20 protein-coding genes are annotated in these 24,493 nt (G+C 71.8%); 5 read left to right on the forward strand and 15 right to left on the reverse strand.

The genetic code is table 11. From position 1 onward, the window contains the following. Window positions 1–4 precede the first annotated feature (4 nt). Complete coding sequence (locus NBY69_RS09865; protein WP_250300001.1) at window positions 5–1,015, reverse strand: acetylxylan esterase; 1,011 nt, start codon at window positions 1,013–1,015, stop codon at window positions 5–7. After that, window positions 1,006–3,195 (reverse strand): glycogen debranching N-terminal domain-containing protein, encoded by a 2,190-nt coding sequence (locus NBY69_RS09870; protein WP_250300005.1) that lies wholly within the window; start codon window positions 3,193–3,195, stop codon window positions 1,006–1,008. Before NBY69_RS09870 ends, NBY69_RS09865 begins: the two co-directional genes overlap by 10 nt. A 174-nt stretch (window positions 3,196–3,369) precedes the next feature. Here NBY69_RS09870 and NBY69_RS09875 point away from each other — a divergent pair, with 174 nt between their 5' ends. From NBY69_RS09875 to NBY69_RS09890, 4 genes are all read left to right on the forward strand, one after another. Beyond that, complete coding sequence (locus tag NBY69_RS09875; protein WP_250300009.1) at window positions 3,370–4,422, forward strand: LacI family DNA-binding transcriptional regulator; 1,053 nt, start codon at window positions 3,370–3,372, stop codon at window positions 4,420–4,422. A 117-nt stretch (window positions 4,423–4,539) separates the two neighbouring features. Beyond that, on the forward strand, window positions 4,540–5,781 hold the full coding sequence (locus NBY69_RS09880) for an extracellular solute-binding protein (RefSeq protein ID WP_250300014.1): 1,242 nt from the start codon (window positions 4,540–4,542) through the stop codon (window positions 5,779–5,781). Window positions 5,782–5,860: 79 nt separating this feature from the next. Continuing rightward, on the forward strand, window positions 5,861–7,054 hold the full coding sequence (locus NBY69_RS09885; RefSeq protein WP_250300017.1) for a carbohydrate ABC transporter permease: 1,194 nt from the start codon (window positions 5,861–5,863) through the stop codon (window positions 7,052–7,054). Beyond that, complete coding sequence (locus NBY69_RS09890; protein ID WP_250300023.1) at window positions 7,051–7,947, forward strand: carbohydrate ABC transporter permease; 897 nt, start codon at window positions 7,051–7,053, stop codon at window positions 7,945–7,947. The genes NBY69_RS09885 and NBY69_RS09890 overlap by 4 nt, the downstream gene beginning before the upstream one ends. A gap of 90 nt (window positions 7,948–8,037) precedes the next feature. Here the strand turns inward: NBY69_RS09890 and NBY69_RS09895 are convergent, their stop codons facing one another. The 9 genes from NBY69_RS09895 to NBY69_RS09935 all read right to left on the reverse strand — a co-directional run bounded on the left by NBY69_RS09895 (window position 8,038) and on the right by NBY69_RS09935 (window position 17,566). Continuing rightward, a complete protein-coding gene (locus NBY69_RS09895) occupies window positions 8,038–8,931 on the reverse strand; it encodes a MaoC/PaaZ C-terminal domain-containing protein (RefSeq protein WP_250300027.1) in 894 nt (297 codons plus the stop codon). Next, a complete protein-coding gene (locus tag NBY69_RS09900) occupies window positions 8,928–10,103 on the reverse strand; it encodes a lipid-transfer protein (protein WP_250300031.1) in 1,176 nt (391 codons plus the stop codon). Before NBY69_RS09900 ends, NBY69_RS09895 begins: the two co-directional genes overlap by 4 nt. Beyond that, on the reverse strand, window positions 10,100–10,519 hold the full coding sequence (locus tag NBY69_RS09905) for a MaoC family dehydratase (RefSeq protein ID WP_374211246.1): 420 nt from the start codon (window positions 10,517–10,519) through the stop codon (window positions 10,100–10,102). Before NBY69_RS09905 ends, NBY69_RS09900 begins: the two co-directional genes overlap by 4 nt. Then, window positions 10,516–11,646: an acyl-CoA dehydrogenase family protein gene (locus NBY69_RS09910; RefSeq protein ID WP_250300036.1), complete on the reverse strand. Its 1,131-nt coding sequence runs from the start codon at window positions 11,644–11,646 to the stop codon at window positions 10,516–10,518. Before NBY69_RS09910 ends, NBY69_RS09905 begins: the two co-directional genes overlap by 4 nt. Then, complete coding sequence (locus NBY69_RS09915; RefSeq protein WP_250300041.1) at window positions 11,646–12,593, reverse strand: bifunctional MaoC family dehydratase N-terminal/OB-fold nucleic acid binding domain-containing protein; 948 nt, start codon at window positions 12,591–12,593, stop codon at window positions 11,646–11,648. The genes NBY69_RS09910 and NBY69_RS09915 overlap by 1 nt, the downstream gene beginning before the upstream one ends. After that, window positions 12,590–13,756: an acyl-CoA dehydrogenase family protein gene (locus NBY69_RS09920; protein WP_250300051.1), complete on the reverse strand. Its 1,167-nt coding sequence runs from the start codon at window positions 13,754–13,756 to the stop codon at window positions 12,590–12,592. The genes NBY69_RS09915 and NBY69_RS09920 overlap by 4 nt, the downstream gene beginning before the upstream one ends. Window positions 13,757–13,804: 48 nt before the next feature. Next, entirely contained in the window at window positions 13,805–15,457 is a 1,653-nt protein-coding gene (locus NBY69_RS09925; RefSeq protein WP_250300056.1) for an AMP-binding protein, read from the reverse strand. 62 nt (window positions 15,458–15,519) lie between these two features. Beyond that, window positions 15,520–16,764, reverse strand: a complete 1,245-nt coding sequence (locus NBY69_RS09930; protein ID WP_250300062.1) for an NADH:flavin oxidoreductase — start codon at window positions 16,762–16,764, stop codon at window positions 15,520–15,522. A gap of 40 nt (window positions 16,765–16,804) precedes the next feature. Next, window positions 16,805–17,566 (reverse strand): SDR family NAD(P)-dependent oxidoreductase, encoded by a 762-nt coding sequence (locus tag NBY69_RS09935; RefSeq protein ID WP_250300064.1) that lies wholly within the window; start codon window positions 17,564–17,566, stop codon window positions 16,805–16,807. Window positions 17,567–17,731: 165 nt separating this feature from the next. Here NBY69_RS09935 and NBY69_RS09940 point away from each other — a divergent pair, with 165 nt between their 5' ends. Beyond that, a complete protein-coding gene (locus NBY69_RS09940) occupies window positions 17,732–19,372 on the forward strand; it encodes a class I adenylate-forming enzyme family protein (RefSeq protein WP_250300068.1) in 1,641 nt (546 codons plus the stop codon). Between the two features lie 94 nt (window positions 19,373–19,466). Here the strand turns inward: NBY69_RS09940 and NBY69_RS09945 are convergent, their stop codons facing one another. The 4 genes from NBY69_RS09945 to NBY69_RS09960 all read right to left on the reverse strand — a co-directional run bounded on the left by NBY69_RS09945 (window position 19,467) and on the right by NBY69_RS09960 (window position 24,483). After that, window positions 19,467–20,120 carry a PaaI family thioesterase gene (locus tag NBY69_RS09945; protein WP_250300072.1) on the reverse strand — a complete coding sequence of 218 codons (654 nt, stop codon included), beginning with the start codon at window positions 20,118–20,120 and terminating at the stop codon, window positions 19,467–19,469. After that, the gene (locus NBY69_RS09950; protein ID WP_250300077.1) at window positions 20,117–20,989 is read right to left on the reverse strand and encodes a MaoC/PaaZ C-terminal domain-containing protein; all 873 of its coding nucleotides are present in this window, start codon (window positions 20,987–20,989) and stop codon (window positions 20,117–20,119) included. Before NBY69_RS09950 ends, NBY69_RS09945 begins: the two co-directional genes overlap by 4 nt. Before the next feature lie 86 nt (window positions 20,990–21,075). After that, window positions 21,076–23,316: an acyl-CoA dehydrogenase gene (locus NBY69_RS09955; RefSeq protein ID WP_250300081.1), complete on the reverse strand. Its 2,241-nt coding sequence runs from the start codon at window positions 23,314–23,316 to the stop codon at window positions 21,076–21,078. A 6-nt stretch (window positions 23,317–23,322) separates the two neighbouring features. Next, window positions 23,323–24,483: a steroid 3-ketoacyl-CoA thiolase gene (locus NBY69_RS09960; RefSeq protein ID WP_250300083.1), complete on the reverse strand. Its 1,161-nt coding sequence runs from the start codon at window positions 24,481–24,483 to the stop codon at window positions 23,323–23,325. Window positions 24,484–24,493 lie beyond the last annotated feature (10 nt).

The following is a 24,493-nucleotide window of genomic DNA, read 5'->3' on the forward strand; positions in this document are numbered from 1 at the left end:
GTCGTCAGGCCGTGTGCAGCGGCCCGTTGTCGAGCCCCGTGGGGCCGTCCGACCGCAGTGCCCGCAGGAACCGCAGCTGCTCCAGGTCCTGGAAGTAGCCCCCTCCTTCGTGCCGGTTCCAGGGCCACACCCGGATGCTGCGCGGCCCCGCCCAGTGGTTGTACGCGGCGAAGACCGTCGACGGCGGGCAGATGTCGTCCATCAGCGCCACCGAGAACAGCGCGGGAACGTGCGCCCGCGCGGCGAAGTTGACCCCGTCGAAGTAGGACAGGGTCCGGAAGACCTGTTCCGCGGAGTCGCGGTGGGTCCGCAGATACGTCCAGATCTCGCGGTAGGCGTTGCCTTCCACCACGTCGAGTGCCCGTCGGAAGTGGCACAGCGACGGCTGGTCGACCAGGGCGGCGGTCACCCCGTCGGCCAGTGCCGATGCGGCGAGCGCGATGCCGCCGCCCTGGCTGCCGCCGGCGATGACGATGCGCTCGGGGTCGACCGACGGGTGGCTGCGGGCGGCGTCCACGGCGCGTACCGCGTCGGTGAAGACCCGGCGGTAGTAGTAGTCGGCCGGGTCCTGGATCCCGCGGGTGACCATGCCGGGCGACGACGAACCGGCGCTGCCGTGCGGGTCGCCGGTGGCACCGGGCTGCAGTGAGCCGCCCTGGCCGCGGGTGTCCATCAGCAGATGGGCGTACCCGGCGGACGGCCAGGTCAGCCACTCGTACGGGAAGCCGCGCCCGCCGCCGTAGCCGAGGAAGCCGACCACGCAGGGCAGTGGTCCGGTGGCGGAGGCGGGGACCAGCAGCCAGCCGGCCACCGGGTCGCCCCCGAAGCCGGGGAAGCTCACGTCGAAGACGTTCACCTCGGTCAGGCAGGCGTCGTACGGGGTGAAGACCGCAGGCCGGTCGTGACGGCGGGCCTCGGCGAGGGTTTCGTTCCAGAACGCGTCGAAGTCCTCGGGTTCCTCCCGGTCCGGGAGGTAACTCCGCAGCTCCTCCAGGGGTTTGTCCATCAGCGGCACGGGGGCAGCTCCCCGGTTCCGGGGGTGGTGTGTTCCGGACGGGCCGGGCCGTGCGGGGGCGGATTCGGGTGCGCCCCGCGCTCGGCGCCCCGGACGGTGAGCTGGTCCGGTGCGTCCACCCGGGCCCGGCCCGCCGCGTCGAGCGATACGGACAGGGGGGCGCCGGCGACCTGGAAGCCGCTCAGGTCCAGCGGGCCCAGGCCGTCCGAGGCGTGCGGGGCCAGGCGCAGCGTGCCGCCGGGCACGTCCGCCTCCAGGCCGAGGGCCGCTTGGAGCAGCAGTACGACCGAGGCCGCCGACCAGGCCTGCGGGCGGCAGGACGCCGGGTAGGGCGCGGGGGAACTGTCGACGGCGGATCCGTGGCCCGCGAACAGTTCGGGGAGCCGGGCGTCGAAGGCCGCGGAGGCCTCGACCAGTCCGGCGGCCAACGAGGCGGCCTCGCGCGGGAATCCGGCCCTGACCAGGCCGTGCACCGCGATGGCGGTGTCGTGCGGCCAGATGGAACCGATGTGGTAGCCGAAGGGGTTGAACCCGGTGGAGTCGGTGCTGAGGGTCCGCAGTCCGAAGCCGGAGTCCAGCTCGGGTCCAGCGAGGCGGGCGGCGAGCAGGGCGCTCTCCTCCGGGTCGAGCAGCCCGGTGCCCAGGAGATGGCCGAAGCCCGAAGTGACCGCGTCCACCGGGCGCTTGTCGGCGTCCAGCGCCACCGCCGGGTAGCGACCCGACGCGTCCTCGACCCAGAAGCTCTCCCGGAAGCGGACCCGCAGCCGGGCGGCCCACTCCTCCCAGCGTTCGGCGCCCGGCCGGTCGAAGGCACGGAGCAGCGCGGCCCCGGCGAGCGCGGCCTCGTAGCCGTACGCCTGCACCTCGCACAGCGCGATGGGGGCCTCGGCGAGGCGGCCGTCCCGCCAGCGGATGGAGTCGCCGGAGTCCTTCCAGCCCTGGTTGGCGAGGCCGTGGCCGGTGGTGTCGATGTATTCGAGCAGACCGTCCCCGTCGGCGTCGCCGTGGGTGGCGAGCCATTCCAGGGCGGCCTCCATGTGCGGCAGCAAGTCCCGTACCTGCTCGGGATCCAGACCCCAGCGCCAGGCGTCGTGCAGCAGGATCACCCACAGGGGGGTGGCGTCCACGGTTCCGTAGTAGACCGGCGGCAGAACGGGTCCCTCTGCCAAGTCGCGTTCGTCGCGGCGGACTTCGTGCAGGATCTTGCCGGGCTGTTCCTCGGTGTCCGGGTCGGTGACCGCGCCCTGCCGCCGGGCGAGGGTGCGCAGGGTGCCCGCGGCCAGTTCGGTGCCGAGCGGCAGCAGCATCCGCGCGGCCCAGAGGGAGTCCCGCCCGAAGAGCGTGAGGAACCACGGGGAGCCGGCCGCGAGGAAGCGGTCACCCGGGTCGAGCGGGTCGGACAGCAGCAGCCGCCCCAGATCGTCCACGGACCGGGCGAGCAGCCGGTCCAGGCGCCGGTCGGCGCTGCGCAGTTCGACGGGCGACCACGGTACGGCGTCACGGGCCACGGCCGGGAACTGGTCCGGCTCCGCGTCGACGACGGTGCACTCGACGGACGTCCGCCAGGTACCGCCGGAAGGAATCGTCACCTGGTAGTGCAGCGCGCCGTCGGCGGGCTCGATCCGCGGGGACCCGGAAGCGGGGCGCAGCCGGACGGTGACCTCTCCGTCGCTCCAGGCCAGGCCGTCGCCCTCGGCACGGGCGGGCAGCGCGGGACGGGGCCGGCCTGCCTTGACGTCGGCCATCCGCGCCAGATCGGTCCCCGCGGTGAGGGTCATCGCGAACCGGACCTCCTGGAGCCCGGCGTTGGTGATCTCCACGTCCTCGCGCAGGGTGCCCGGGTCGACCGAGCGGCGGCGCAGGAGGGTGACCGCGGGGTCGGCGGTGTGCTCACCCACACCGCGCAGGACTGCCCGGAAGACGGTCTGCTCGGCGGATATCAGCACGGTGCCGACCGGTGCCAGCGGGATGTTCCGGACCTGGAGGGACAGCGTCGCGAGCATCCGGCGATCGCCGTGGAAGAACCCGTCGGCTCCGCCCGCGAAGTCCCCGTGCGACCTGGAGAGCACCAGGCTGGGGGCGTAGAGCGTGGTGCAGGTGTCATGCAGGAAGGGCTGCAGACCCTCGGTGACGACGTCCGTGGGCGGAGGGCCCCCGGCGGGGTGTCCCTGGACGGCCATGTTCACTGGGTGGCGCCTCTCGTTCATGGGATCGCGGTTGCGGACCGCGGATTTTGGATCGATCAAAATTCACCCTAGCCCTTGCCAAGCTGGTGTTGAAGAGAGTTTTATCGATCCATCGCAGATGCAGCGCCGCATTTCGAGTGGGCGGCGTACGGATGACGGAGGCTGTTGGTGGCACGTACAACCCCTGGTGGCGGGCGCGGAAACGCGCCGGTCACGCTGGCTCTGGTAGCCCAGCGCGCGGGAGTGTCCACGCAGACGGTCTCCAACGCGCTCAACTCCCCCGAGCTGCTGGCACCGAGGACACTGGAGCGGGTCCGGGCCGCGATCACCGAGCTGGACTACCGTCCGCACCAGGCCGCCCGCTCGCTGCGCACCCGTTCGAGCCGGCTGATCGGATACGGCATCCAGCCGACGCCACCGGGTCTGTCGACGCCCGTGCACGATCACTTCCTGCACGCACTGTCGGACTCGGCGGACAAGGCCGGGTACCGCATGCTGCTGTTCGCCGCCCCCATCGGCGGGGACGACGAGACCGAGCGTTACGACGATCTGCTGCGGGAACACTCGGTCGACGCCTTTGTGCTCAGCAACACCTACCGCGGCGACCGCCGGCACGCCTGGTTGCACAAACACGGCGTTCCCTTCGTCGCGTTCGGCCGGACCTGGGCCGCTCGCGACATCAGTGACTGGGTGGACGTCGACGGCGCCCACGGCACCGGGGCCGCGGTCGATCATCTGGTGGCCGCCGGTCACCGCAAGATCGCCTTCCTCGGCTGGCCGCGCGGTTCCGGTGTCGGCGACGACCGGGCCCGCGGCTGGCGGGAGGCGATGCGGCAGCACGGTCTGCCCGTACGCGAACTACGGGTGTCCTCGGTGGACGACGTGGACGCCGCACGGGACGCGGTGGGACCTGTCCTGACGCGTGCCACGGCGGTCGTCGCGGCCAGCGACACCCTGGCGCTGGGCTGCTACCGGGCGCTGCGCGACAGCGGCCGGAGTCCGGGCAGGGACGTGGCGGTGGTCGGCTTCGACGACTCCCCCGCCGCCGGTCTGCTCTCCCCGAGCCTCAGCAGCGTCCGCCAGCCGCTGGAGGAGGTCGGCCGGGCGTGCACCCGGCTGCTCATGTCCCGTATCAACGACCGGCGGGTCGAGCCGGAGCAGATCCTGCTGGCACCGGAACTGGTGGTCCGGGAGAGCTCTGCGACCACGCTCCGCCCGTAACGGCCCTTTGCCCCGCCCCCTTTCACTTTCACCCTCACCACCTTCACCTTCACCCTGCACGCCTCAGCTCCGCCTTCGGCGTCTCTCCGTCCCGTACAGAAAGCCCTGGAGAAAACGATGACAGTACGCAGAGCCGCGACCGCCACCGCTGTGTGCGGCGCGTTCCTGCTCACCGGGTGTTCGTCCAACTTCGGCAGCAACAGCAGCGCCGAACAGGACACCAAGAGCAAACAGAGCCTCAACGTGATGATCGGCTCCTCGGGCGACGCCGAGACGAAGGCCGTCAGGACAGCGGCTGCGGCCTGGGCGAAGAAGACCGGCAACACCGTCACGGTGGTGCCCGCCCAGAATCTGGACCAGCAGCTCGGCCAGGCGCTGGCGGGAGGCAAGCCGCCGGACGTCTTCTACGTGGGCTCGTCGGTCTTCGCCAACTACGCCAAGGGCAACTCGCTGTACGCCTACGGGGACCAGCTCGCGGACAAGGACGACTTCTCGGCGTCGCTGCGCAAGTCCTTCAGCTACGGCGGCAAGTTCATGTGCGCGCCCAAGGACAGCTCCACCCTGGCGCTGGCGGTCAACACCACGATGTGGAAGAAGGCCGGTCTCACCGAGGCCGACTACCCGAAGACCTGGGAGGACCTGGAGAAGACCGCCAGGAGGCTGACCACGAAGAAGGTCACCGGTCTGGTCGTGGACGGCTCGTACAACGAGCTCGGCGGCTTCCTCAAGCAGTCCGGCGGATGGATAACCGACGCCGGGCAGACCAAGGTGACCGCTGACAGCGCCGCCAACGTCAAGGCGCTGACGTACCTCAAGAAGCTGCTGGGCGAAGGCGTGCTGAAGTACCCCAAGCAGGTCGACACCGGCTGGGGCGGCGAGGCGCTCGGTACGCAGAAGGCCGCGATGACCATCGAGGGCAACTGGCTGACCGGGGCGATGAAGACGGACTACCCGTCCGTGGGCTACAAGGTCGTCGCCCTGCCCGAGGGGCCGTCCGGCAAGGGCACGCTGTCCTTCAGCACCTGCTGGGGCATCGCCAACAAGAGCTCCCACCACGCCGCCGCCGTGTCGCTGGTCAAGGCGCTCACCACCGCGGAGCAGCAGCTGTCCTTCGCCGATGCCTTCGGGGTCATGCCGTCGCGGGACAGCGCACTGGCCACCTTCAAGGAGAAGCACCCGCAGGACAAGGCGTTCAGCGACGGGGCGGCGTACGCGCAGGGCCCGGTCACCGTTCCCGGGTTCACCAAGGTGCTGACCCAGTTCGACACCGATCTGGCCGGGCTGGCGACCGCCGATCCCAAGAAGATCCTTTCCGACCTGCAGACCAATGGTGAGCAGGTACTCAAGGGCGGCAACTGACCCGTCTGCAGCACCTGGTTCCACTTGATGTCGCACGACGCCCGCCGGGCCCCACCGGCGGGCGCAGGAGGAGAGAACAATGAGCCAGCACGGCAACGGCGCCGTCGCGGTGCCGGTGGGGGCCGGAGGTGCCGGCGCGGGACCGGCCGGCCGCGCCCGCGGCGCCGGAACGCAGCGCGGACGCCGCGGCCCCGGGGGTCGCCGAGGCACCGGTATCAAGGGCCGCCAGGGAATGTGGGGGTGGCTGTTCGTCAGCCCCATGGTGATCGTCCTCGGGCTGTTCCTGCTGCTGCCCATCGGGATGGCCCTGTGGGTGAGCATGCTGCACTGGGACGGGCAGTCGAACCCGTTCAGCGGCGCCGCCGACTTCGTAGGAGTGCACAACTACACCGATCTGCTGACCCGCGAGGGGCAGGACCGGAAACTGTTCATGACGTCGGTACGCAACAACCTGTACTACGTCCTGCTGGTGGTGCCGTTGCAGACGGCCCTCTCGCTGGGGCTGGCCATCGCCGTCAACAGCCGCCGGATCAAGGGGAAAGGGTTGTTCCGGACCGTCTTCTACTTCCCCTCGGTGACCAGTTCCATCGCCATCTCGACCGTCTTCCTCTTCCTGTTCCAGGGCAGCGGCGCGGTGAACGCGCTGCTGAAGTGGGTCGGCATCACCGGACCGAAGTGGTTCACCGACGCCCACGGCCTGGTGTGGAGCCTGCTCGGCATGCTCGGCATCGTCGACCCCGACAGGCCGGTGCCCGCGCTCGCGGCCCACGGATTCCTGGGACTGTCCTGGTGGGACTGGCTGTCCGGGCCGTCCATCGCGATGTGCACCATCATCGTGCTGGCGGTGTGGACCACCTCGGGCACCTACATGCTGATCTTCCTCGCCGCGCTCCAGGACGTCCCCGCCGAGTTGGAGGAGGCGGCGCTGCTGGACGGCGCCAGCCGCTGGCAGTCCTTCCGCAACGTCACGCTCCCGGCCCTCAGGCCGGTGCTGTTCCTGGTGGTCACCCTCGGACTGATCGGCTCCTGGCAGGTCTTCGACGCGGTCTACGTGATGAGCCAGGGCGCACCCGCCAACACCACGCTCACCCCCGCGTTCCTCTCGTACACCGCCGGATTCCAGGATGCCGACTACGGGCGCGCGGCAGCGATCGCCTTCATCCTGCTGGCGATCATCCTGGCGATGACCGTGGTGCAGCGCGTGCTGCTCCGCGACCGCGACGCGGCCGGCACCGGTACGCGTGGCCGGTTCCCCCGCAGGAGGACCTCATGAGCAGCCGGACCACCACCACGGCCCGTCGCCGTCCGACCGGCGGTACGGGGGACCGCACCGTGCGCACGGTCGTGTACCTGCTGCTCGCCGGTGTCGGGCTGATGTACCTGCTGCCGTTCGTCATCCAGGTCGTGACGTCCCTCAAGACCGATCCGGACGCTGCCGCGCATCCGCTGTCGCTCCTGCCGGACCCGTTCTCGCTGAATTCCTACCGGCGGCTGTTCGGGCTGGGCGGGACCGGCGACGCCGTGCCGTTCACCCGGTGGCTGGCGAACTCCGCACTGGTCACCCTCTTCATCACCGCCGGGCGGGTCTTCTTCGACTCGCTGGCCGGGTACGCGCTGGCCCGGCTGGACTTCCGCGGGCGCGCCCTGCTCTTCAACGGGCTGCTCGCGGTGATGTCGGTGCCCGGTGTGGTGCTGCTGATCCCCAAGTTCCTGGTCCTCAACCAGCTGGGCATCTTCGACAGTTACGCCGGCATGGTGATCCCGTTGCTGGTGGACGGGGCCGGCGTGTTCATCATGCGGCAGTTCTTCGTGTCGGTCCCCAGGGAGGTGGAGGAGGCGGCCAGGATCGACGGGGCGAGCATCTTCCGTACGTTCTGGTCGGTGGTCCTGCCGATGGCGAGGCCCGCGCTGATCACCCTGACGATCCTCTCGTTCCAGGGTTCGTGGAACGAGTTCACCCACTTCCTGGTGGCCACCCAGTCCCCGCAGTACGAGACGCTGACGACCGGTCTGGCACATCTCGTCTCGGGCAGCCTGAGCGCGGGCACCCAGTACCCGCTCAAGCTCACCGCGGCGCTGCTCGCGACCGTCCCGGTGGCCGTGCTGTTCTTCGCCTTCCAGCGGCACTTCGTGCGCAGCGCGAACTCCGGAGCGGTCAAACAGTGACAGTGGCCGGGAAGTAGCAGCGGTCAGGGAGGAGCAGCGGACCGGCGGTGACACCGGTCGGGGAGGAGCACCGGGCGCCCGGAGCGCCCCTCACTTCTCGGCGGACGCCCCCACCTGACGGGGGGCGTCCGCCGTTTCCGTATCCGCCGCCCGACCGGTCCGGTACGCCGCCCGTCCCCCCGAGACCGCTGCCCGCCCGCCGTTGTGGAGCTCGAAGCGCAGGTCCGGGGAGGCTGCTGCGTCGGTGGGCTCCCAGGTGTGTGCCGTGAGGAGGTCGCCCGGGAAGACGGGGGCGGCGAACCGCCCTTCCAGCCGGACCAGGTCGGCCGGATGGGCGCCGGCGTACCGGGCGAGCGGAAGTGTCGCCGCGGCGAGCGAGCACAGACCGTGCAGGAACGGCCGCGGCTGCCCGGCCGCGCGGGCCGCCTCCGGGTCGATGTGCATGGCGTGGCGGTCGCCGAGCAGACGGTAGAGCGCCGCCTGGTTCGGCGCCGTCGCCACCTCGGTCCGGTGGTCCGTCGGCCCCGGCGGGACGGCCGGCGCCGACGGTCCGCGTTCGCCGCCGAACCCGCCGCGGCCCGGCGCGAAGAGGGACCAGGTCGCTACGGAGAAGTCGCTGACCACCACGACGTCGAACACCGCGGCCGAGCCCTTGTCCCACACGTCCCCGACGTACGCCCGCATCGCCACCTTCCCGGCACGCGGCAGCGGAGCCAGCACCTCCAGCCGCTGGGCGCCGTGCACCGCGGTGCGGATGTCGAACGCGCCCAGCGCGCCCAGCGCGTCGGGGGCCCACTGGGCCAGGGTGAGGGCGAACGTCGGCAGCACCCTGAGGCGCTCCTCGAAGACCAGGTCCAGGTCGGTGGCGTCCGCGCCGATCGCCAGGGCGTAGAGGATCGCGTCGCTCTCCTCGTACGAGACGGTGCGCTCCCCCAGCGGACGGCCCCGCCAGGCACCCGCCCCGGTCCCTTCCGGCGCGCTCACCCGGCCGCGCCCAGGACGAGGCCGCTGGTGGGTACGCCGGTGCCCGCGGTCACCAGCACATGGCCCACGTCCGGTGGCTGGTTGACGGAGGTGCGGCGGATGAGGCGGACCGCCTCGGCGATGCCGTTCATCCCGTGCAGATAGGCCTCACCGAGCTGGCCGCCGTGGGTGTTGGTGGGCAGCAGGCCACCGATTTCCAGGTGCCCGTCGGCGATGAAGTCCTTCGCCTCGCCGGGCGCGCAGAACCCCAGTTCCTCCAGTTGCGGGAGGACCAGCGGGGTGAAGTGGTCGTAGAGGACGGCGGCGTCCATGTCGGCGGGGCCGAGGCCGCTCTGGGCGTAGAGCTGTTCGCCGACCAGACCCATCTCGGGGATGGCTGCGGCCCCGGTCCGGTAGTAGCTGGTCATCATGTGCTGGTCGCGTCCCGATCCCTGTGCCGCGCCGAGGACCTGGGCCGGGGGATGCGGCAGGTCGCGGGCGCGCTCGGCCGACACCAGGACGAGCGCCTGGCCGCCGTCGGTCTCCTGGCAGCAGTCGAGGAGCCGCAGCGGTTCGGCGATCCAGCGGGAGGCCTGGTGGTCCGCCAGGGTGATGGGCCGGCCGTGGAACCAGGCCGCCGGGTTCGTCGCCGCGTGCTTGCGGTCCACGACGGCGACCCGGCCGAAGTCCTCGCTGGTGGCGCCGTATTCGTACATGTAGCGGCGGGCGAACATCGCCACCCACTGGGCGGGGGTGCTCAGGCCGTGCGGTGTCATCCAGGAGTACGCGGCCCGGTCGGCGCCGGTGTCCATGGCCCGGTCGGCCTGGCCGAGCCCGTAGCGCTCGCCGGAGCGTTCGTTGAACGCCCGGTAACAGACCACGACTTCGGCCACCCCGGTGGCGATGGCCATGGCGGCCTGCTGCACCGTTCCGCACGCGGCGCCGCCGCCGTAGCCGACGCGGGAGAAGAACTTCAGCTCCCCCATGCCGGTGTTGCGGGCGATGTGGATCTCGGAACTGGTGTCGGAGGTGAAGGTCACGAGCCCGTCGACGTCGGACGGTGTGAGCCCCGCGTCCGCGACGGCGGCGAGCACGGCCTCGCAGGCGAGCCGCAGTTCGCTGCGCCCGGACTTCTTGGAGAACTCGGTCGCGCCGATACCGGCGATGGCGGCGGCGCCGGACAGGGCGTTCATCGGGATTCCTCCTGCGCGAACTGGACGACGACGGTGCCGGTGACATGGCTGCCCAGGCGGTTGTCACCGCGGACCCGGATCTCGGCCCGGCCCGCGTCCACGGCGGTCACGGTGCCGCTGAGGACCATCGTGTCGCCGGGGTGGTTGGGGACGCCCAGCCGGATGCGGATCGCTTTGACGACGGCGGACGGTCCGGCCCACGCGCTGACGAACCGGTCGACCAGGCCGTTGGTGGTCAGGATGTTCATGAAGATGTCCGCCGACCCTCGCTCGACGGCCGAATCCGGGTCGTGGTGCACGTCCTGGAAGTCGCGGCTCGCGAGGGCGGTGGCCACGATCATCGTCCGGGTGAGCGGAACCGACAGCTCGGGGAGGGTGTCGCCGACGGCCGGCCCGGTTCGGGCGCGGGCCGTCACGGCGTCACCGGTCCGCCGCCGGCGAGTTCGGCGCCGAGCTGCGCGAGGGTGGCCCCCGCGCCGCCGAGGGTGCCCGCGATCTGCCTGCCCCACAGGAAGTGCCGGTGCACCGGGTAGTCGGTGTCGACGCCGATCCCGCCGTGCACGTGCTGCACCCGGTGGACCACGTTCAGGCCCGCCTCGTTCGCCCACCACCGTGCCACCAGCACCGCCCGCGCGGCTTCCGCGCCCGCCTCCAGGTCGGAGACCGCCTGCCAGTGGGTCACCCGCATCGCGTCGATGTCGATGTAGCAGTCGGCGAGCTGGTGCTGCACGGCCTGGAAGGTCGCCAGCGGCCTGCCGAACTGCTCCCGCTCACTGAGATAGGCGGCGGCATGTGCCAACGCACCCTGTGCGACGCCCAGTTGGACGGCGGAGAGGGCGACGGACGCGCGGTCGAGCAGCCACTCCAGCACACCGGTTCCGGGGGTGCCCACGGCCTGCGCGGCGGCGTCGTCCAGGACGAGATGCCCGCTGAGGTCGTACGTCGTGGTCTCGGCGGCCTCCCAGCGGGCCCCCTCGGTGTCCGTCTCGACCAGGAAGAGCCCGGTGCCCTGCTCGGCGGTGGCCGCGACCAGGACGTGCCCGGCCCCGAACGGTGAGGGGACGGCGGCCTTCGTCCCGGTCAGCCGCCAGGCCGCCGGTCCGTCGCCGTCCACCGGGACGGCCCGCGCCCGGCACGCGGGGTGGGCCGCGTCCGCCGGACCGAACTCCTCCAGTGCGACGGTGAGCCGTCCGCTCCCGTCCACGGCCCCCGGCAACAGCGCGGCCCGCTGCCCGGGGGTGCCGTGCGCGGCGACCGCCAGGGCGCCGACCCCGGCCGACCACAGCGGTACGGGTGCGACACGGCGTCCCTGCTCCTCCAGGAGCACGCTGAACGCGCCGAGTCCGAGGCCCGCCCCGCCCGCGTCCACGGGCAGCACGATGCCCAGCAGCCCGGCCTTCGCCAGCTGCGCCCACAGCTCCGGGTCGGTACGGTCCGGCCCGCTCTCCACCTCACGCAGCCGGGCGGAGGTGGCCCGGTCGGTGAAGATCTCGGCCGCGAGGTCGCGGACCGCCAGCAGTTCCTCGTCGAGCGTGAAGTCCATCAGTGTGCTTCCTCCTGCGCGAGCGGCCGGAACACCGGCAGTGACAGCTCCGGATCGGGGTCGGTCCAGTCGAGTACGACGTCCATGCCGACGTGCACGCCGGACGGTTCGACACCCGTCAGGCCGGCGATCAGCCGGGTGCCCTCGGTGAGTTCGACGACCGCCACGACCAGGGGGAAGTCGAACGCGGGGTGGCGGGGGTGGTGGTTGACGGTGAAGCTGTGGACGGTTCCGCCGCCCGCGGCCCCGACGGTGTCCCAGTCGAAGGAGTGGCAGTCCGGGCAGCAGGGCCCGGTCGGATGGCGCAGGGCACCGCAGCCCGTGCAGCGCTGGATGACCAGCCGGTGTTCCCGGGCGGCAGCGAACCAGAAGGCGTTGTCGCTGTTGAGCGCGGGCCGCGGGCGCAGCGCGGGCGGCTCCTGGGCCTGCGTGTTCCGCGGCCGGAACCGCAGGGTGCGCCAGCGCTGGGTGGCGACGGTCCCGCCCTGCGCGTCGGTGTACGTCTTCAGGGTGGTGACGAACCGGCCCTCGCCCAGCGCGGTGGTCTTCTGCGGGGAGATCGCCTCGACGACCTCGGTCACGGAGATGTGGTCGCCCGGGACCAGTTCGCGGAAGAACTCCAGCTCGGAGTCGGTCGCCACCACCGAGGTGTATCCGCCTTCGGCGAGCAGCCCGGTCAGTTCACCGAAGGCTCCCTGGTCACCGGCGGCTGTGGCGGCGGCGTAGCCGGGCATGGTCCATGCCTGGATCATCGAGGCGGGGGCGACCACGCCGGGGCGGCCGGCGGCCCGCGCCGCTGCGTCGTCCAGATGCACGCGATTGCTGTCGCCCATCGCCTCGGCCCAGTGCCGGATCATCGGTACGTTGACCGGGTCGGGTCCGGGTGTCACCGGCCGCAGTTCGCGTCCGGTGAAGGCCTGGAGCCGCTTCTCGTACACGTCGCTCATGCGCTCCTCCTCCGCCGCGGCAGGCCCAGGCCGTTGGTGGCGACCAGGTCGCGGAGAATTTCGTTCACACCGCCGCCGAAGGTGTTCACGATGCCCTGCCGGGAGAGCTGTTCGACCTGTCCCGACAGTGCGGCGCCGGGTGACTCCGGGCGGATCCGGCCGGCCGCGCCGAGGATGCCGGTGAGGGTGCGCTGTACGTCGACGTGCGTCTCGGTGCCGTACGCCTTGGCCGCGCCCGCGTCGGCGCCGGACAGGGTGGAGCGGGCGACCTCGCCCGTCATCTTCCAGTTCATCAGGCGCATCGCCTCCAGCTTGGCGTAGCTGCGGGCGAAGTCCCGCTGGACCCAAGGGAGTTCGGCGAGGCCGTTCTCCTTGGCCCACTCCAGGGTCTGCTCCCACAGGTCGATGGTCCGGCCGCCGAGCGCGGCGAGTCCGATGCGCTCGTGGTTGAGCTGTGTGGTGATCAGCTGCCAGCCGCCGTTCACCTCGCCGACCACATGGCCCGCTGGGACCCGGACGCCGCTGTAGTAGGTGGCGGTCACCAGCAGGCCGCCGACCGTGCGGATCGGGCTCCAGGAGAACCCCGGGTCGGTGGTCGGGACGGTGAGGACGGAGATGCCCCGGTGCTTGGGCGCGCCGGGGTCGGTGCGGCAGGCGAGCCAGATGTGGTCGGCGGTGTTGGCGCCGCTGGTGAAGATCTTGCTGCCGTCGATGACGAAGTCGTCGCCGTCCCGTACGGCCCGGGTGGTCAGCGAGGCGAGGTCGGTCCCGGCGCCGGGTTCCGTGTAGCCGATGGCGAAGACGATGTCGCCGGAGAGGATGCCGGGCAGGAACTTCTTCTTCTGTTCGGGGGTGCCGTACGCCATCAGCGTCGGGCCGACCGTGTTGACGGTGACGAACGGGAACGGCAGCCCGGCCCGTTGCACCTCGTCGAAGAACACGTACTGCTCCGCCACGGAGCGGCCCTGACCGCCGTACTCCTCGGGCCAGCCGATGCCGAGCCAGCCGTCGGCGCCGAGCCTGGCAACCACCTCGCGGAAGCGGTCGCCGCCGACTCCCGCCTCGCCGGCCCGGCGTCGCTCGTCGGCCGGGAGCAGTCCGGCGAAGTACGTCCGCAGCTCCTCGCGGAGCCGGCGGTGCGCTGGTGTCTCGCGCAGGTCCATGGATGTGCTCTCAATCTGGTGCGGCCCCCAGGGGCCGGGAAGGGCGGGCTACGGAAGGAAGCGCCGGCGGCCGTACAGCAGGAACTCCTCGCGCAGCCGCTGCTTGTCCTCGCCGGTCATCAGGGCGTACGCGGGCCGGTCGCGGCCCGCCCAGCGGTGCACCGGGTCGTCGGTGTGCCAGCCGACGAGCTGCATCTCCTTCTTGCGGAGCTTGTTGGAGCCCGTCGTGGGCAGCTCGGTGGAGAGCCTGACGAAGCGCGGTGCGCTCTTCGTGCCGAGGTCGTCCTGCCGGTCCAGGAACTCCGGCAGCCGCAGGTCCTCGAAGGCGGTGCCTTCGGCGACTTCCAGCGCGGCCATCACCTGGTCGCCGGAGCGGGGGTCGGGGACGCCGAACACCGCTGCGGCGAGGACCTGGGGGTGGCGGCGCAGGATGCGTTCGACGAGCAGGGCGGAGGTGTTCTCCCCGTCGGCGCGTATCCAGTCGCCGGAGCGGCCCGCGAAGTACAGACAGCCGTCGGGGTCGAGGTAGCCGAGGTCTCCGGTCCAGTACCAGCCGTTGCGGACGCGTTCGGCGTTCGCCGCGTCGTTCTTGTAGTAGCCCTCGAACTTGGCCGCGCCGTGCCGGTCGACGATCTCGCCGATCGCCTCCTCGGCGTTGGTGACGCGGCCGTACGCGTCGAGCAGGGCCGGCGGGCGGACCTCGAAGGTCTCGGGGTTCACGACCGCCACCCCGTCGTGGGCGGGGCGGCCCAGTGCGCCCGGCGGGGCGTCGGGGTCGAGGCGGATCATGCCGCTGCCCTCGCTGGATCCGTACCCCTCGAAGAGCCGCGCCCCGAACCGGCGCCGGAAGGCCGCCTGGTCCTCCGGGGAGGCCTCGGTGCCGAAGCCGTGGGTCAGCGGGTTGTCGTGGTCGTCGGGGCTCTCCGGGGTGCCGAGCAGATAGCCGATCGCCTTGCCGACATAGGTGAAGTAGGTCGCGCCGTGGAAGCGTACGTCGGGCAGGAAACCCGATGCGGAGAACTTCGGTACGAGTGCGACGCACGCGCCCGCGGCCAGCGACGGCGCCCAGAGGGCCATCAGCGCGTTGCCGTGGAAGAGCGGCATGCAGCAGTAACTGATGTCGTCCCGGCCGATGTCGTACTTGGCGCTGTTGGAGTGGCCGAGGGCCGCGAGCCGCCCCTGGGAACAGCTCGCCGCCTTGGACGCCCCCGTGGTGCCCGAGGTGAAGAGCAGCAGCATCCGGGTGTCCGGTGCGATGTCCGGGGCCTTCCGCGGGACTGCCGGAGTGAGCGTCCGGGCGGTGTACGACGCGTCGTCGACCAGCAGGAAGCGGTCGGGCGGAACCCCGGTGTCCAGCCCGTCGAGGAGTTCCTGGCCGGCCCGGTCGGTGATCAGCAGCTGGCAGTCGGTGTGCCGGACCTCCTGTTCCAGATCGGGGCCGCGCCGGGTGGAGTTGATCCCGACGACGGTCGCGCCGCTCAGCGCCGCGCCGCCGAGCCAGAACAGGAACTCGGGGACGTTGGCCAGCAGGATCCCGATGTGGAAGGGGCCTTCGGTCCGCAGCTCCGTGGCGAGTGCGGCGCGGGCCGCGCTCTCCTTCACCACGTCGTCCCAGGTCCAGGTCCGTTCGCGGGTCCGCAGCCCGGGACGGTTGTCGCCGAGCCGGTCGAGCAGCAGGTCGGCGATCGTGTCGTGCTGCACCCTTCTGTCTCCTTCCTCTGCCTTCGCTGTCCGCCGTGGGGGCGGAGTGGTCGTGGAGCCGTTCACGAGACCGTGGTGCGGCCCCAGTTGTCACCGCGCGGGCTGCTCGTCTCCACCAGGACGCAGCGGGTTCCGTTGAAGGAGGCGGGCATGCACTTGTTGCAGTGGATGCACAGGGAGCGGGTCTTCTCGTCCGCGCGGATGCGGTTGATCAGGTCCGGCTCGCGGAGCAGGGCGCGGGCCATGGCGACGAACTCGAAGCCCTCGGCCATGGCGCGGTCCATGACGGGTTTGTCGGTGACTCCGCCGAGCAGCACCATCGGCGTCTTCACCGCGGCCCTGATCTGTTTGGCGTCCTCCAGGAGGTAGGCGTCCTGGTAGGGGTAGCTGCGCAGTTTCTGCTTCCCGAAGAGCTGCACGCCGAGTTTGACCGGCTGGGGCATGACGGCGGCGAACTCCTTGAGCGGCGCGTCGCCCTTGAAGAGGTACATCGGGTTCAACAGCGAGCTGCCCACGGTGAGTTCGAGTGCGTCGAGGCAGCCGTCCGCGTCCAGCCACTGGGCGACCGGGATCGCCTCGTCGAGCCAGATGCCGCCGGGGACGCCGTCGTCCATGTTCAGTTTGGCGAGGACCGCGATCCGGTCGCCGACCGCCTCCCGCACCGCCGTGGTGATCTCGCGGGCGAACCTGGCCCGGTTCTTCAGGCTGCCGCCGTAGCCGTCGGTCCGGTGGTTGATCTTCGGGCTGAGGAACGAACTGGCCAGGTAGTTGTGGCCGAGGTGGATCTCCACCGCGTCGAAACCGGTGTCGGCGGCCATCCGGGCGGCGTCCGCGTGGGCGCGGGTGATGCGGCTGATGTCGTCGCGGGTGGCTTCCTTCGCGAAGCTCAGCGAGGTGAGGTGGAACTGGCGGGACGGCGACAGCGCGGGCAGCCGGTTGCCCTTCGGGTTGGCGACGGGACCGCCGTGCCCGATCTGCGCCGAGACCGCGGCGCCCTCCGCGTGGACCGCTTCGGTGAGTTTGCGCAGGCCGGGCGCTGCCTCCGGTTCCCAGAGGAGCTGGTGGCGGTCGGTGCGTCCCTCGGGTGCGACCGCGCAGTACGCAACAGTGGTCATCCCGACACCGCCCGCGGCGTACCTGCGGTGGAACTCGATCAGTTCCTCGGTGACCCTGCTGCGGTAACTCAGGGCCTCGTAGGTGGCCGCTTTGATGATGCGGTTGCGCAGCTGCACCGGGCCGAGACGGGCGGGCGCCAGTACGTCGGGCACCGCGGGGCCGTCAGGGGTCGAGGGGGTCTCAGGGCTCATGAAGATTCCTCCGTCCACGCGCGGGGCGTGGGGCGTGTGGTCATCCGAAGTGGGCCTGGCCGCCGTCGAGCGGAACGGTGGCGCCGGTCAGGTAGCGGGCGTCGGGGCCCGCGAGCATCACGACCGCACGGCCGATGTCCTGCTCGCAGTCACCGATGTATCCCAGGGGAATGGTCCGGCGGAACGCCTCCGCCTCCTCCGGGTTGGTCTCCGTCCAGCTCTTCAGGCCGGGCGAGAGTGCGTGCGGGGCAATGGAGTTGGCCCTGATCCCGTCGGCGCCCCATTCGGCCGCCGCGGTGCGTGTCAGCGAGCGCAGGGCCTGTTTGGCAGCCGCGTAGGCTCCGTACGTCGTCGGATCCCAGCGCACCATCGCCGAGCTGACCAGGTTGATGACGCTGCCCCCTCCGTTCCTCCTGAGGTGCGGATGGCAGGCCTTCATGAACGCGAAGGCGGCGAACGGCCCGCTGTGGAAACCCCGTCGGAAGTCGTCCTCGGTCATGGACAGCAGGCGCCCGTAAGCTCCGTCGTAGGCGTTGTTGACGAGAATGTCCACACCTCCGAGGTCGGCGACCACGCTGTCGACGACTGCGGGGATCGTCTCGGTGCGGCTCACGTCGCACACGTACGCCTCTGCTCGCACACCGCGTTCCCGCAGCGTCAGGCAGGTGGTCTCCAAGCGGGCGCGGGTACGTCCGACGACAGCGATGTCCGCGCCTTCGGCCGCCAGCGCCAATGCGATTCCCTGGCCCACCCCCTGGCCTGCGCCGGTGACGAGTGCGACCTTCCCCGCGAGGGTTCCCATGGGTGTTCCTCCCGTGATCATCTCCTGGAGTGCCCCATCATCGGGGCGGCGTGGTGCGGGTGGTCGGGGCTGTCCCGCTCATCGGGACCGGCCGCCCGGCGGGTTCGGGTGTCGCGGCCACAATGTCGGCGCACGGGCTCGACGTCACCGAGGGAGAGATGTGCCATGGCCAGGCCGACGGATCAGCATGCGGTTCCTTCCGCCCCAGCAGCCGGTCCCACCGGACCGGGCGAACCGTTCGAACTCGTCGACGAGGAGGTTCTCGGCGCCCGGATGCCGGTGTTCAAGAACCGTCGCAGAGCGCTGCACGAACTGCTCGCCGACTCCTTGCGCCACGGTGAGAGCGACTACGTGGTCACCACGGACGAGCGGCTGACCTTCACGGGGCACGCCGCGCTGGTCTCGTCGCTGGCCGAGTCGCTGCGTACGGATCACGGAGTGCGCAAGGGCGACCGGGTGGCCATCGCGGCGGCCAACTCGCCCGAGTGGATCATGTCGTTCTGGGCCGCGGTGTCCATCGGGGCCGTCGCGGTGGGCTTCAACGCCTGGTGGTCGGGGCGTGAACTGGCCTACGGCATCGGGCATGTCCGGCCCACGGTGGTGATCGCGGACGCCAAGCGGGCCGCGCTGATCGACGATCCGCGGGTGCCCGTGCTGAGCGTCGAGACGGACGTGCCGCTCCTCGCCCGGAAATACCCGCAGGCCGCGCTGCCGTCCTGCGACGTGGCCGAGGACGACCCGGCCGTCATCCTCTACACCAGCGGCACCTCGGGCCTGCCGAAGGGCGCGGTGCACTCGCACCGCAATCTCCTGGCCGTGGTGGACTTCCACGCGTTCAGCAACTCGCGCGCGCAGGAGTACGGCGGACCGGCCGCCGCCGCGCGCCGCCATCTGCTGGCGCTGCCCCTCTTCCACATCGCCGGTCTGCACAATCTGGTGGTGCCCCAGCTCGCGGCCGGCGGCACGGTGGTGATGCACCGGGGTGCGTTCGACGTGGACAAGGTGCTCCGGCTCATCGAGCGGGAGCGGGTCACCAACTGGGGCGCCGTGCCCACCATGGCGCACCGGCTCGTCGAGCACGGCGATCTGTCCGGTTACGACCTGTCGTCACTGACCGCCTTCTCGCTCGCCTCCGCACCGTCGTCACCGGCGTTCAAGGACCGGCTGCGCGAGGCGCTGCCGGTGGCGCGGCAGGCGTTGGTGGACAGTTACGGACTCACCGAGACGTCCACCGGGGTGGCCGCGGCCACCCCGGCGGAGCTGGCCGAGTTCCCGGGCACGCTGGGCAGGCCGAACGTCACCGTCACGGTGGAGATCCGGGATCCCGCAGGGAACGCCCTTCCGGAGGGCGAGGAGGGCGAGGTGTGTGTGCGCAGCGCGTTCAACATGCTGGGCTACTGGGAGGATCCGGAAGCCACCGCGAAGACGGTCCGGGCCGGGCGCTGGCTGCACACCGGTGACATCGGCCGGATCGACGGGGGCCTGCTGCGGCTGACCAGCCGGCGTTCGGACCTGATTCTGCGCGGTGGCGAGAACGTCTATCCGGCCGAGATCGAGAACGTCCTGGCGGAGCACCCGGGGGTGCGGGAGTGCATCGTCCTGGGCGTGCCCCATCCGGACCTGGGGCAGGAGGTCGGCGCGGTGGTCGTGACGCAGGGCGAACCGGCGCCGACCGAGCGGGAGTTGACGGCGTACGCACGCGAGCGGCTGGCCCACTACAAGGTGCCGTCCCGGTGGCGGATCACCGGCGAGGAGCTGCCGCGCGGGGCCAGTGGGAAGGTCGTACGCCGGGACGTCCGGCTCTGACGGACAGCGGCGTACGGGGGGGCGGGGCGCCGGATGGATCCGGCGCCCCGCCCCCGTACGCCGGTCACGCCCGTGCGGCCGGTTCGTCACCGTCTCAGCGTGGCCGCTCCGGCTGGACGGCGATGAACAGCCCCTCCGCGCTGACGCAGACCTTTCCGGCGGCCGTGATGGCGCCGGCCGTACTGATCTTGCGTCCGTCGACCGATGTCTGACGGCCCGTCACGGTCAGCGGTTCGAACAGCGGGGTCGGCCGGTGGTAGCGCAGGGTCAGTTCGGCGGTCATGCCCGACGGGCCGCCCCAGTGGTTGGCCACGCCGAGTGTGTGGTCGAGCAGGAGCGCCGAGACGCCCCCGTGCACGTACCCGGGCGGCCCCTGGTACGGCAGGCCCAGCGTGGTGGTGGCGGTCACCGAACCGTCGTCCTTGCCCCGCAGCACGAGCGGCGGGGCGATGGCGTTCTCCGGGCCGGTGACCGGGTCGTGGCGGGTGACGCCCTCCCCGGCCCACATGGTGACGAGCCGTTCCTTCAACGGCGGGGCGTGCTCGTCGAGATGGTCGGCGACCTCGTGGAGCGTGCTCGCCACCCGGCCGAGGTCCGCGCCGGGCGCGTCGCCCGCGGCGAGCAGGGCGGCGATCACCCTGCGGGCGGCGGCCACCGCGGCGTCGACGCCGGTGTCCCGGGTGTCGGCGGTCAGGGCCGGACGGCTGTCCTGCGGCCGGGCGGTGTGCACTCCGGGGTCCGCGGTCATGACATCACCTCGGCGGTCGCCCGGCTGAGCACGGGCGCGCCGTCGCGTTCCGGGCAGGTCGATTCCAGGGTGAGCGCACCGTTCTCGCGCCAGACCGCCGTACGGAGCGTCTCGCCCGGCAGAAGCGGTCCCGCGAACCGGACCGACAGTCCGGTGAGTGCGTCGGTGTCGCCGTCGAGCACCCTGTCGACCAGGGTCTTGGCCAGCACTCCGTAGGACGCCAGCCCGTGCAGGACGGGCCGTTCGAAGCCCGCGGAGGCTGCGAACGCGGGGTCCGCGTGCAGCGGGTTGAGGTCTCCGTTGAGCCGGTAGAGCAGTGCCTGTCCCTGGGTGGTCGGTACGTCGACGACCTGGTCCGGCGCGCGATCGGGGGCCCGCCAGGGGGCCTCCGTCCCCGGGTCGCCGCCGAAGCCGCCCTCGCCGCGGGCCCAGATGTCCATGGTGGCGGTCCACAGCGGGGCGCCGTCCGGGTCGGCCGCGATCTGTTCGAGGGTGACCAGCGCGGCCTTCCCCTTGTCCCGGAGCCCGGCCACTCGGGTGGTGATGTCCGCGGTGCCCGAGGACGGGAGCGGCCGGTGCAGGGTCAGCGCCTGTCCGGCGTGCAGCATCCCGCGCGGGTCGAGGTCGAGGCCGGGCAGGTCGAGCGGCGCCGCCGCCCGCTCCCCGGCGGACGGTCCACGGCCGGCCACCATGGCGAAGGTGGGCAGTACGCGGAGCCCGCGTTCGTAGGTGTACGGGAGTTCGGGGTCGGTGGCGGCGTGCGTGCCCGCGCCCAGCGAGAGGTGGTACAGGAGGACGTCCCGCACGGTCCAGCTCACCCGCTCGGCCGGGGTGGTGGCCCCGAGCGCCTTGTCGGGATCGATCGGCATCGTCTGTATTCCTTCGTCTCTTCGCTTCTTCGTTCGCTGTCCGGCCGGTGCCGGACGGCGTCGGCCGCGCTCGTGGGGTCGACCGGTCAGCCGCGCGGTACCGGAGCGGGATCGCGGGCGAGTCCCAGCAGGCGCTCGCCGATGATGTTCAGCTGTACGTCGGTGGTGCCGCCCGCGATCGACAGGCACCGGGTGTTGAGGAACATCCAGGTGGCGGTGCGCGGCCGGTCCGCCCGCACCGGCGGACGCGGCTCGTCCGGGCCGGGGTCGCAGGCGGGTGCCACCGTCAGCGCGTCGGCGCCCTGCCAGTCCATCGCGGTCTCCCACACCTGCTGCATGTGTTCCACACCGAGGAGCTTGGCGACGCTGGACTCCGCCCCCGGCTGCCCGCCGGCCAGCGAGCGCAGGGTCTGGCGCAGGCCGAGCAGCCCGGTCGACTGGGCGTCGCAGAGGATCTGGCCGAGCACCGTGAGCCGTTCCTCGCCGGGGTCCCGGCCGGCGAGTGCGAGCAGTTCCTCGCCTCCGGAGCCGAGCGAGGAGTCGTTCGAGAGCGAGACGCGCTCGTTGGCCAGCGTCGTGCGGGCGAGTTTCCAGCCGTCTCCCGGACCTGCGACCAGCAGGGCGTCGGGGACGAAGACGTCGTCCAGGAAGACCTCGTTGAACAGGGACTCGCCGGTGAGTTCACGCAGCGGACGGATGTCGATGCCGGGGCTGCGCATGTCCACCAGGAAGTAGGAGATCCCCCGGTGCTTGGGCACACTCGCGTCGGTGCGGGCCAGGCAGATGCCCCAGTCCGCCTCGCGCGCCATGGACGTCCACACCTTCTGCCCGGTGAGCCGCCAGCCGCCTTCGGCCCGTTCCGCCCTGGTGCTGAGCCCGGCCAGGTCGGATCCGGCTCCCGGCTCGCTGAACAGCTGGCACCAGACGAGGTCGCCGCGGAGCGTCGGCGGCAGGAAGCGGCGTTGCTGTTCCTCGCTGCCGTGCTCGATGAGGGTCGGTACCACCCAGCCACCGATGATCATGTCGGCGGGTTCCAGCCCCGCCGCGCCCAACTCCTCGGCGATGACGAGCTGCGCCACCGCGTCGGCGCCCTTGCCCCAGGGGGCCGGCAGGTGCGGGGCGGTGTAGCCGTGCTCCGCCAGGTAGCTGGTGCGCTCCGCGCCGTCCAGCGCGATGGCGGGCGCGAGTTCGGCCCGGGTCCCGGCACGGACCGTCTCGGCCTCCGGCGGCAGGTCGACGGAGAACCTGCGACGGGTACCGGCGCGGGTGAGTGCGGCGACCCGGCGCTGCCAGCCGGTGGTCGGTCCGAGCAGGATGCGGAGCGTCTGGGCGCGGCGCAGGTACAGTCCCGCGTCGTGCTCCCAGGTGAAGCCGATGCCGCCGAGGGTCTGCACACAGTCCTTCGCGGTGGTGAAGCCCGCCTCGACACTCGTGGCGCCCGCGACCGCCACGGCGAGGGCGGCCTCCTCGGGGGTCCCGACGGCGCCGGGGTCCTGGGCGCGGGCCGCGTCCCAGGCGCACGCGCGGGCCTGTTCGGCGCGGGCCGCCATGCGGGCGCAGCGGTGCTTGACCCCCTGGAACTGTCCGATCGGCCGCCCGAACTGCTCGCGGACCTTCGCGTACTCGGCGGCGGTCGACGTGGCCCGGTCGGCCAGCCCGGAGGCCTCGGCGGCGAACAGCGTGGCGGCGAGGTCCAGGGGCAGCCGGGGGTCGATTCCGGAGAGCAGCCGCTCCGGGGAGAGTTCCAGGTCCCGCAGGGCTACGCGGACCAGTCGGCGTGTCGGGTCGTGGCTGTCGACGGCGGTGACCTCGGCGTCCGTACGAGCCACCACTGCCCAGCGGGTCCGGCCGCGGGACTCGACCGGCAGGACGAACACATCGGCGGGCCCGCCGCCGAGTACCGGCGCGGAGGTGCCGGAGACCCGCAGGGTGCCCGCCGCGTCCCGGGTCGCCGTCAGGGTGCCCGGGGCGAGGGCGGTGGCCCCGACCGTACTGCCGTCGGCCAGCCCCGCCAGCCGGTCCCGGTGGCCCGCCCGGTCCAGGACGGCGCTGGTGAGCACCGTGGACAGAAAGGGGCCGGGGACCAGGTTGCGGCCCAATTCCTCTGTCACCACGGCCAGTTCGAGCATGCCGTAGCCGGACCCGATGTCCTCGGGAAGATGCAGGGAGAGCAGCCCCTGTCCGGCCAGGGCCGCCCAGAACGGCGGGAGTTGCTCGGTCCCGGCGTCGGCGGCGGCGCGGACGACGGTGGTGGTGATGTGCCGTGCGGCGAAGGCACGGACGGAGTCCCGCAGGTCGCGGTGCTCCTCGGTCAGTCCCATGGTCATGGTGGTTCAGATCCGTTCGATGATGGTGCCCGTGGCGTGGGCACCGCCGGCGCACATGGTGACGAGAGCGGTCGACTTGTCGGACCGTTCGAGTTCGTGCAGGGCCTGGGTGAGCAGCCGGGCACCGGTGGAGCCCACGGCGTGTCCCAGCGCGATGGCGCCGCCGTTGACGTTGACCCGGTCCATGTCGGCCCGGTGGACCCGCGCCCAGGACAGGACCACGGAGGCGAACGCCTCGTTGATCTCGACCAGATCGATGTCGGAGAGTTTCATCCCCGCCCGGCGCAGTACGTGTTCGGTGGCCGCGACGGGCCCGTCGAGGTGGTAGTACGGGTCCGCGCCGACCATGCCGGAGGCGACGATCCGGGCGCGCGGGCGCAGCCCGAGTTCCCTGGCCCGTTCTGCGCTCATCAGCAGTACAGCAGCCGCCCCGTCGCTGATCTGCGAGGAGTTGCCCGCGGTGTGGATGCCGTCGGGCACTACGGGACGCAGCCCGGCCAGCCCCTCCGCGGTGGTCTCCCGCAGCCCCTGGTCCCGGGTGACGACGGCGGTCCGGCCGGTCGGCTCCCCGGACTCCAGGACAGGGGCCCGTACGGGAACGATCTGGCTGTCGAACCGGCCCGCCGCCCAGGCCTCGGCGGCCTTGCGCTGGGAGGCCAGACCGAAGGCGTCGACGTCCTGGCGGGTGATCCCGCGGTTGCGGGCGATCCGTTCGGCCGCGGTGAACTGATCGGGCAGGTCGAGTGCCCAGCTCTCCGGTACGGGTGATCCCGTTTCCGGCGTACTGGCCTGGCCGAGGAACACCCGGCTCATGGCTTCGACACCGCAGCCGATGCCGATGTCGACGGCGCCGGACGCGATCAGCCCGGCGATCAGGTGGACGGCCTGCTGGGACGAGCCACAGGCGCAGTCGACGGTGGTGCAGGCGGTGGTGTACGGCAGGCCGCTGTGCAGCCACGCGGTGCGGGTGACGTTGTTGGACTGCTCCCCCGCCTGCGTGACGCAGCCGCCTATCACCTGGCCCACCTGGTCCGGGGCGACGCCCGCGCGTGCCACGACCTCCTGCTGCACCGCGCCGAGCAGTTCCGCGGGGTGCAGCCCCGACAGGACGCCCCGGCGGCGTCCGACCGGGGTGCGTACGGCTTCGACGATGACGGCCTCAGGCATGGGTCCTCCT

The organism is Streptomyces sp. A 4/2, assembly GCF_940670765.1.
Taxonomy (GTDB): Bacteria; Actinomycetota; Actinomycetes; order Streptomycetales; family Streptomycetaceae; genus Streptomyces.

Bases quoted from the DNA above. Each gene is read 5' to 3' on its own strand.
- NBY69_RS09950 (WP_250300077.1), bottom strand. From the start codon at position 20,989: ATGCCGATCGATCCCGACAAGGCGCTCGGGGCCACCACCCCGGCCGAG.
- NBY69_RS09920 (WP_250300051.1), bottom strand. From the start codon at position 13,756: ATGGACCTGCGCGAGACACCAGCGCACCGCCGGCTCCGCGAGGAGCTG.
- NBY69_RS09945 (WP_250300072.1), bottom strand. From the start codon at position 20,120: ATGACCGCGGACCCCGGAGTGCACACCGCCCGGCCGCAGGACAGCCGT.
- NBY69_RS09940 (WP_250300068.1), top strand. From the start codon at position 17,732: ATGGCCAGGCCGACGGATCAGCATGCGGTTCCTTCCGCCCCAGCAGCC.
- NBY69_RS09960 (WP_250300083.1), bottom strand. From the start codon at position 24,483: ATGCCTGAGGCCGTCATCGTCGAAGCCGTACGCACCCCGGTCGGACGC.
- NBY69_RS09930 (WP_250300062.1), bottom strand. From the start codon at position 16,764: ATGAGCCCTGAGACCCCCTCGACCCCTGACGGCCCCGCGGTGCCCGAC.
- NBY69_RS09885 (WP_250300017.1), top strand. From the start codon at position 5,861: ATGAGCCAGCACGGCAACGGCGCCGTCGCGGTGCCGGTGGGGGCCGGA.
- NBY69_RS09915 (WP_250300041.1), bottom strand. From the start codon at position 12,593: ATGAGCGACGTGTACGAGAAGCGGCTCCAGGCCTTCACCGGACGCGAA.
- NBY69_RS09890 (WP_250300023.1), top strand. From the start codon at position 7,051: ATGAGCAGCCGGACCACCACCACGGCCCGTCGCCGTCCGACCGGCGGT.
- NBY69_RS09870 (WP_250300005.1), bottom strand. From the start codon at position 3,195: ATGGCCGTCCAGGGACACCCCGCCGGGGGCCCTCCGCCCACGGACGTC.
- NBY69_RS09935 (WP_250300064.1), bottom strand. From the start codon at position 17,566: ATGGGAACCCTCGCGGGGAAGGTCGCACTCGTCACCGGCGCAGGCCAG.
- NBY69_RS09955 (WP_250300081.1), bottom strand. From the start codon at position 23,316: ATGACCATGGGACTGACCGAGGAGCACCGCGACCTGCGGGACTCCGTC.
- NBY69_RS09900 (WP_250300031.1), bottom strand. From the start codon at position 10,103: ATGAACGCCCTGTCCGGCGCCGCCGCCATCGCCGGTATCGGCGCGACC.
- NBY69_RS09880 (WP_250300014.1), top strand. From the start codon at position 4,540: ATGACAGTACGCAGAGCCGCGACCGCCACCGCTGTGTGCGGCGCGTTC.
- NBY69_RS09910 (WP_250300036.1), bottom strand. From the start codon at position 11,646: ATGGACTTCACGCTCGACGAGGAACTGCTGGCGGTCCGCGACCTCGCG.